Consider the following 6010-nt stretch of genomic DNA (forward strand, 5'->3'; position numbering starts at 1 on the left):
TACCGGATCCGCCTCCCAGACGGACCCGATTCGGCAAGATTGATCCCGACATCACACAGACCCTAGTGGCAGGGAACCCGTGCGGGTCCTTGATGATCAGTGGGCCCGCTTACCCGTCGAGGCGGCGGAACTCGCGAACTGGAACTTGAAGTTGGTGCCCTTCAGGACGTCGCTGGCGATGACCTTCCATTGGCCCGCCGTGGTGGTCTTGTAGGAGCTCTGGCAGTAGTTGAGGCCGCCGCTGCTGCTGTAGAAACAGACCTTCACCCTGCGGTCGGTATCGGTCTTGATGTTGATGTCGGCGCAGTTACCGGTCATGAAGTACGTGACGCTCTGCGGCTGGAAGTAGGTGCCCGACGGCTTGCTGTAGCTCCATGCGTTGTCGTAGCAGGACTGGGCGACCACCTCCCCCGGGGTGGCCGCACTGGCCGTACCGCCGATGAGACCGGCGCAGGCGAGCGCTCCGCTGACGGCGACTGCGACGAAACGCTTGCGGATGTGCATGGGAAACCCCCGTTGTCGATGCCTGCGGCCCCAACGCCCCTGCAGTGTGGGCCACGTGAGACTCGGCACCCACGATGGTGGATCGTGCTCGGGCCCGGTACCTGGAATGTTTCAGGTACCGCCCGCCCTGCCCACCCGCCACAGTGGCGGGGATACACGTCAGCACATCAACGGGGAAGGGCCCTCCATGAACCTTCGCAAGCGGTTCGCCACCGTCGCCATGACCGGCGCGCTCATCGGCGGCGGCCTACTCGGCACCAGCAGCGCCGGCGCGGCCACCCAGGGGGAGGTGGTCGCCCAGTCCTGCTACGGCAACGCTCGCGGCTACACGAAGGCGTCGGGCACTCACATCTACCCGAATTACCCCACGGCCAACTACCTTAAGACGACGAGTAGCTGCGCCGACATCAACATCAAGACCGATACCGACCGCTACGTGAAGGTCTGCTTCCTTGACATGAGCGGCGGCAAGGAGTGCCAGGCCGACTACAAGCTCGCCAAAGCGGGTAGCTGGAAAGTGGTCGCCACGAATGTCAAGGACAATACCGAGTATCAGTTCTACTTCCGGAGCGACGCCAAGTCGACGGGGCACTACGCCGCCTGAGCAGCCCGCGCCGTCCAGGCGCCCTTGAGAGGGCCGTGGCGCCCGAGTGTGACATCCGTGCCAGGGCGTTTACTGACTTCGGCGCATTAGGGTGCGTCCGGTCTGTCGAGAGTCAGGTCCGTCCCGGCGAGGAATCCGCCGAGGATGCTGCGCCGGTACTGCAGCGCCTTGAGTCGCCTGCGGAGCAGAGTCTCCAGCTCGCTGAGGGTGCAGGCGGCCAGGTTGGCCAGGTTTTCTGCGAACTGGGCTTCGGATCGGGCATGACCTGCTGGCGGGGCCTGGCTGCCTGGGACGAAGCGGGCGTGTGGGAGCAGCTGCACGTGGCGCTGCTGAAGAAGCTGCGTTCAGCCGGCAAACTCGACAGGCCCCGGGCGGTGATCGACTCCTCCCACGTCAGGGCCTCCCGACGGGGCCCAAAAGCGGACCCAGCCCGGTCGACCGCGCACGGTCGGGCAGCGAGCACCACGTCCTCACCGATGCCCCCAGAGCATCCCGCCCGCGGTGTCCCTGACCGGCGGCAACCGCAACGACGTCACCCAACTGCTGCCCCTGCTCGACAAGGTCCCCGCCGTCCCGGCCGTGTCGACCGACCACGCCGACGGCCGGACGCGCTGCTGGCCGACCGACCACGACAAGCACCGGCGCCTGCTCCGGCAGCGAGGCATCCGCCCGGCGATCGCCGAACGCGGCCAGCCGCACCGCTCCGGCCCGGGCATCTTCCGCTGGGTCGTCGAACGCACCATCTCCTGGCCTGCCTGATCACTCACCGCCACGTCCAACGCCTTTGTCAGGACCTCCAAGAGACCCGTGGTCCAGGTGCCGCACAACGCGACCCGGCCCAGTCCCCACTCCTCGAGAGGACCAGGGCCCGGGCCGGGCGGTGCTTCTGCGGCTGTGCGTCAGGACGTGGGGGTCAGACCCGGGTGAGGCGGACCGCCACCGTCTCGCTGACCGTTACCGGCTGGTCGTAGTCCGGGTCCGTCGCCGTCGCGCGGCCCTCGACCTCGACGTCCCCCTTCTGGAAGGGGACCGAGCCGGTGGGTACGGCCGTACCGGTCCAGCCGACCGGGGCGCCCGGGATGCAGGACACCGACGTGGAGAAGGAACCGCGGATGAGGTCCCGCTTCTTCACCTGCGTGACGTCGCCCGCCACGGTCACCCGCACCGGCTTGTTGCAGCTCACCGTGCCGTGGAAGGTGGCCTTGCCGTTGAGGGAGCTCGCGGTGCCGTCCAGGGCGATGCGGAGGCCCAGGCCGAGTTCGGCCGGCGGGGCCGGGTTCTCGATGTGGACCTCGCCGCGCGCGGCCGCAGTGCCTCCCTCGCAGTGCTGCACGAAGGTGGCGTCGAGCTTCTTCACGTAGCCCTGGGGGCCGAACTCCACTGCGGAGATCGTGAAGGTGCCGGTGAGCTGGTTGCAGCCGCGACCGTTGCCGCTGAGCGACAGGCCCGGTTCGGTCCCTTCGTTGAACGGGTAGCGGGTGGCTCCCGTGTAGGTCCCGGGCGTCAGGGCTTTGCCGGACGGCGCCGCCAGGTTCAGGGTCCACCAGTCGCCGTTCGCTCCGTCGACGGAGACGGTGACCACCCTGTTGTCGGTGTTGCCGGAGACGTTCATGCGGTCCTGGGACGCCGTCGCGTAGGCGTAGGACTGGCCGCCGCTGATGTAGTCGCCCTCGTCGCCGCTAAAGCTGAAGGAGCCCCCGGTGACCGGCAGGGCGTGCGCTTCGTTGCCGGAGAGCAGGCCGGTGGTGCCGGTGGCCATGGCCACCGCCAGCGCGAGGGTGGCGGTGGCACGGGCCAGGACGCGTCTGGGCAGGCTGAGGTTCATGGATGTTCCCCCTGGTGAAATGACGTGAGCCCCGTCCGCCGACGTAATGCTTCCGCGTGCATGTTCGCACGCTTGTCCGCGAGTTTCCGTCGGCGAGGCGAGTCTGCCAACCAGAAGGATGTGCGACAACTGTGTTTCAGGTGTGATGAGTTGATGTTTCAGCCAACACCAGGTGTCAGCGTCGTAAGTCGGACAGGGGTGGCCTCCGTGCCTCAGGCCGCCGTGTGACCGAGATGCGAGCCGTCGAATTCTGCCGCCAAGGGCTGTCCCGTAAGTGATCTTGATTGCGATACCTCGGGTTGCGGCTGGCGTGATCACCGGAGCCGTGCTGGAGTCCGTTCATCGGTGTGAGCCCGCGCGCCTTCGGTAACCGGCTCACGCCGACCTGGGTGGTCAGCTGGTGAAGGACTCGCGGCCCAAGCGGCCCCGCCGACATTTCTGCCGCCGCGCACGCTGGTATGGGCCTTGAGCTGTTGTGCACCGCGCCTGGGGACGGCTGTCACCAGATTCCGCTCTGGACGTACGGGTTGACGGCCCTGAAATTGCTGTCGTAGCTGGCCCTGAACACGTAGTTCGGGTCGGACTGGGTGAGCCACCCGGACGTGTGCGCGTAGCCGGTGCCGTCCGACAGGTAGGTGCCGTCGGCGAAGGACCAGGTCCTGCCGCCGTCCCTGCTGATGTCCAGCCAGATCCAGCCACGCGGGTCCCAGCCGGAGCCGACGAGCCGCCCCCAGCCGTACTGGTAGCCGTTGTAGTAGCCGGAACGGAGCTCGATGCCGATGGTTCCGCGCTGGTTCGGGGCGTGGGTCACGCGATTGGTAGTGGCCATCACCTGGTCGGTGTTGATCGTTCCGGGTGCCGCGTGGGCGGGTGTGGCGAGCGCCGCGACACCCAGCGCGCCCAGCGATCCCGCCACCGCCGCGGACCCGGCCGACCTCAACAGCGTCCTGCGGTCCATGGAGCGACTCATGGATCCCCCTCGTCTTGAAAGAAAGGTACTGACCTACGGACAGCGTCGTGGACAGACCCTAGTGAGGAAGCGGGTGCTGAGCTCCTGACAAATGTCAGGGCAACGCCTGTCCGGAATTCGCCACGACTCACTCAGAACGCGGTTCCCAGAGTCTCAGCCATTTGAGTGCTGGTGACAGCGATGACGGTGCAGCAGACCGCTTTGCCCGCGGCGATCCCCGCCGGGGCGTCCTCGACCACGACGCAGCGGTGTGCCGCGATCCCCGATCGCGTTGTCGCCAGTTGGTAGGCGCCCGGGTGGGGCTTGGCGTTATGAACCCCTGACGAAATGATCTCCAAGAAGGTGGCCCCGGCGGCACGAGGTCCTCCTTGCCAAGCTCCGCAGCGCGAATGCCCTGGACTTCTCCCGAACTGCCGTCGACGGCTCCCACATCCCGGCGTTGCAGGGGGTTCCAAGACGGGCCGAGCCCTGTTGACGGGGGCAGAACCGGTAGCAAACACCATCTGATCACCGATGCCACTGGCATCCCGCTTGCGGCCACGCTGACTGGCGGCAACCGTAACGATGTCACCCAGCTCATATCCCGCTGCTCGAAGCGGTGCCGCCGGTGCGGGGCAAGCGCGGTCGGCCCCGGCGCCGCCCGGACATGGTGCTGGGCGACCGCGGCTACGACCATGACAAGTACCGCAGCTCGGTCTGGGATCTCGGTGTGAAGCCGCTGATCAACCGCCGGGGCACCGAGCACGGCTCCTGTCTGGGCGCCCAACGCTGGGTCGGTGGGGCGCGCATTCACCCATCTGCACTGGTTCCGCCGCCTGCGGATCCGTTGGGCGGCCCGCGACGACATCCACGACGCCTTCCTCACTCTGGGAGGTGCACTCATCTGGCGACGTCTGTGGCTCACGCTGTTGACCCGTCAGGACCGCCAAGTTGGGTGAGGGACTGCGGGTCGGGAGTGCATGCTGATTCCTGGGCGGCCATAACCTCATCGCCGTACTCGAAGGCCCATGCGCCGACGGCGTCGATGGGCGCCAGCAAGGTCCGGCCCCAGAGCGGTGAGTTGGTACTCGACCCGTGACGGCGCGTCGGGGTCGCGCCCTCGGCTCCCCCGACTTCCTACGACTCCGTGGCGAACTGCTGCGCCACGTGGGCGTCCACGACGCCTCGGCACATCCCATCGAAAAGGCACCCGCAGAAACTCGTCAACCGCATCAGCCGTGCGCTGAGCTCCACACTCGTCCTCACCGCGCTCCTCGCCACAGCGGCCTGGGGTGGGAACACCGAGGACATGTCCGATCCTGCGGGACGTGTGGGCGGCCGACGGGCCGCCGTCGAACCGTGCAAAGCCTGGTTCCGCAATGATCTCGCCGCCGAAGATCGACGATGATGGAGCCCATCGCACCAGACGACGACAGGGGGGTGACGTGGCCAGCCTGATCAGGCGCCAGGAGTATCCGGTGAATGTGGACTACAACGGGTGGGCCTTGCAGGACTTCGACGACACGCAGGTTCCTGTGCTGTTCCCAGAGGGTTTCGAGAGCGGCACGTTCCTTACGGCTCACACTGGGCGCCTTGATTTCTACAGCGCCGGGCACACCCACACTGCGTCCCTGACGGTGGAGATCTGGGACGGGGAGCCTGCCGTGCCGGCCGGAGAGTGGGACGAGACAGCCCTGGCCGGCATCGTTTGTTCTTCGGGCAAGTTGCGCGCCAGGGGGATGGCGGCAGGACCGATGCCAGAAGCGATCGAGTTGTCGGGCGGGCCGGGCGTCTGGGCGGTTCGAGTGGTGTGCACCGGCCGTGAGGCGGCGTCTGCGCAGACCCAGCACGGTGTGGTGCACGGAGTCGAGCGCTACATCGCGCAGTTCTGGCCGGAGTCCTAGGTTGCTGGGGGGCGGCTCGCAGCTCGCGAGCCGCCCCCGCACCTGGCCAAGGGCTGCTAGTTGTATGAGGCCAGGACGTTGGTTACGCCTGCGCGTAGTCGACAGGCCGGCGGTTGGCCTCCTGCTGCACCGTGGGGTCGAGGAACCGCCGCCGGTTTAGGGGTCCTTTCAGAATGCCGGGACTTTGCGGGCGAGGGTCATGCAGTGGGCGAGCTGGAGGAGAG

6 protein-coding genes and 3 pseudogenes are annotated in these 6010 nt (G+C 67.3%); 4 read left to right on the plus strand and 5 right to left on the minus strand.

The annotated features are described in order from the left end of the window. Positions 1–96: 96 nt before the first annotated feature. Entirely contained in the window at positions 97–504 is a 408-nt protein-coding gene (locus AOQ53_RS45185; protein WP_059416694.1) for a hypothetical protein, read from the minus strand. A gap of 187 nt (positions 505–691) precedes the next feature. Between AOQ53_RS45185 and AOQ53_RS10270 the strand changes: the two genes are divergently transcribed. Further along, positions 692–1108 carry a hypothetical protein gene (locus AOQ53_RS10270; protein WP_059416695.1) on the plus strand — a complete coding sequence of 139 codons (417 nt, stop codon included), beginning with the start codon at positions 692–694 and terminating at the stop codon, positions 1106–1108. A gap of 239 nt (positions 1109–1347) precedes the next feature. Continuing rightward, positions 1348–1858: pseudogene (locus AOQ53_RS45960) on the plus strand (transposase); the annotation flags it as partial. A 163-nt stretch (positions 1859–2021) separates the two neighbouring features. Here the strand turns inward: AOQ53_RS45960 and AOQ53_RS10285 are convergent. From AOQ53_RS10285 to AOQ53_RS44550, 3 genes are all read right to left on the minus strand, one after another. Further along, positions 2022–2933 carry a hypothetical protein gene (locus AOQ53_RS10285; protein ID WP_059416697.1) on the minus strand — a complete coding sequence of 304 codons (912 nt, stop codon included), beginning with the start codon at positions 2931–2933 and terminating at the stop codon, positions 2022–2024. Positions 2934–3432: 499 nt separating this feature from the next. Continuing rightward, positions 3433–3903 carry a hypothetical protein gene (locus AOQ53_RS10290; protein WP_148640308.1) on the minus strand — a complete coding sequence of 157 codons (471 nt, stop codon included), beginning with the start codon at positions 3901–3903 and terminating at the stop codon, positions 3433–3435. Between the two features lie 131 nt (positions 3904–4034). Next, positions 4035–4241, minus strand: a complete 207-nt coding sequence (locus AOQ53_RS44550; RefSeq protein ID WP_059416699.1) for an HAD-IA family hydrolase — start codon at positions 4239–4241, stop codon at positions 4035–4037. A gap of 5 nt (positions 4242–4246) precedes the next feature. Here AOQ53_RS44550 and AOQ53_RS45965 point away from each other — a divergent pair. Further along, positions 4247–4841: pseudogene (locus tag AOQ53_RS45965) on the plus strand (IS5 family transposase); the annotation flags it as partial. Here the strand turns inward: AOQ53_RS45965 and AOQ53_RS45970 are convergent. Continuing rightward, a pseudogene (locus AOQ53_RS45970) lies at positions 4804–4990 on the minus strand (winged helix-turn-helix transcriptional regulator); the annotation flags it as partial. The pseudogenes AOQ53_RS45965 and AOQ53_RS45970 sit on opposite strands and share 38 nt — an antisense overlap. Positions 4991–5327: 337 nt before the next feature. On the opposite strand from AOQ53_RS45970, the gene AOQ53_RS10300 reads away from it, so the two are divergent. Then, positions 5328–5786, plus strand: coding sequence for a hypothetical protein (locus AOQ53_RS10300; protein ID WP_059416700.1), 459 nt, complete (start codon positions 5328–5330; stop codon positions 5784–5786). Positions 5787–6010 lie beyond the last annotated feature (224 nt).

The organism is Streptomyces azureus, from assembly GCF_001270025.1.
GTDB lineage: Bacteria > Actinomycetota > Actinomycetes > Streptomycetales > Streptomycetaceae > Streptomyces > Streptomyces azureus.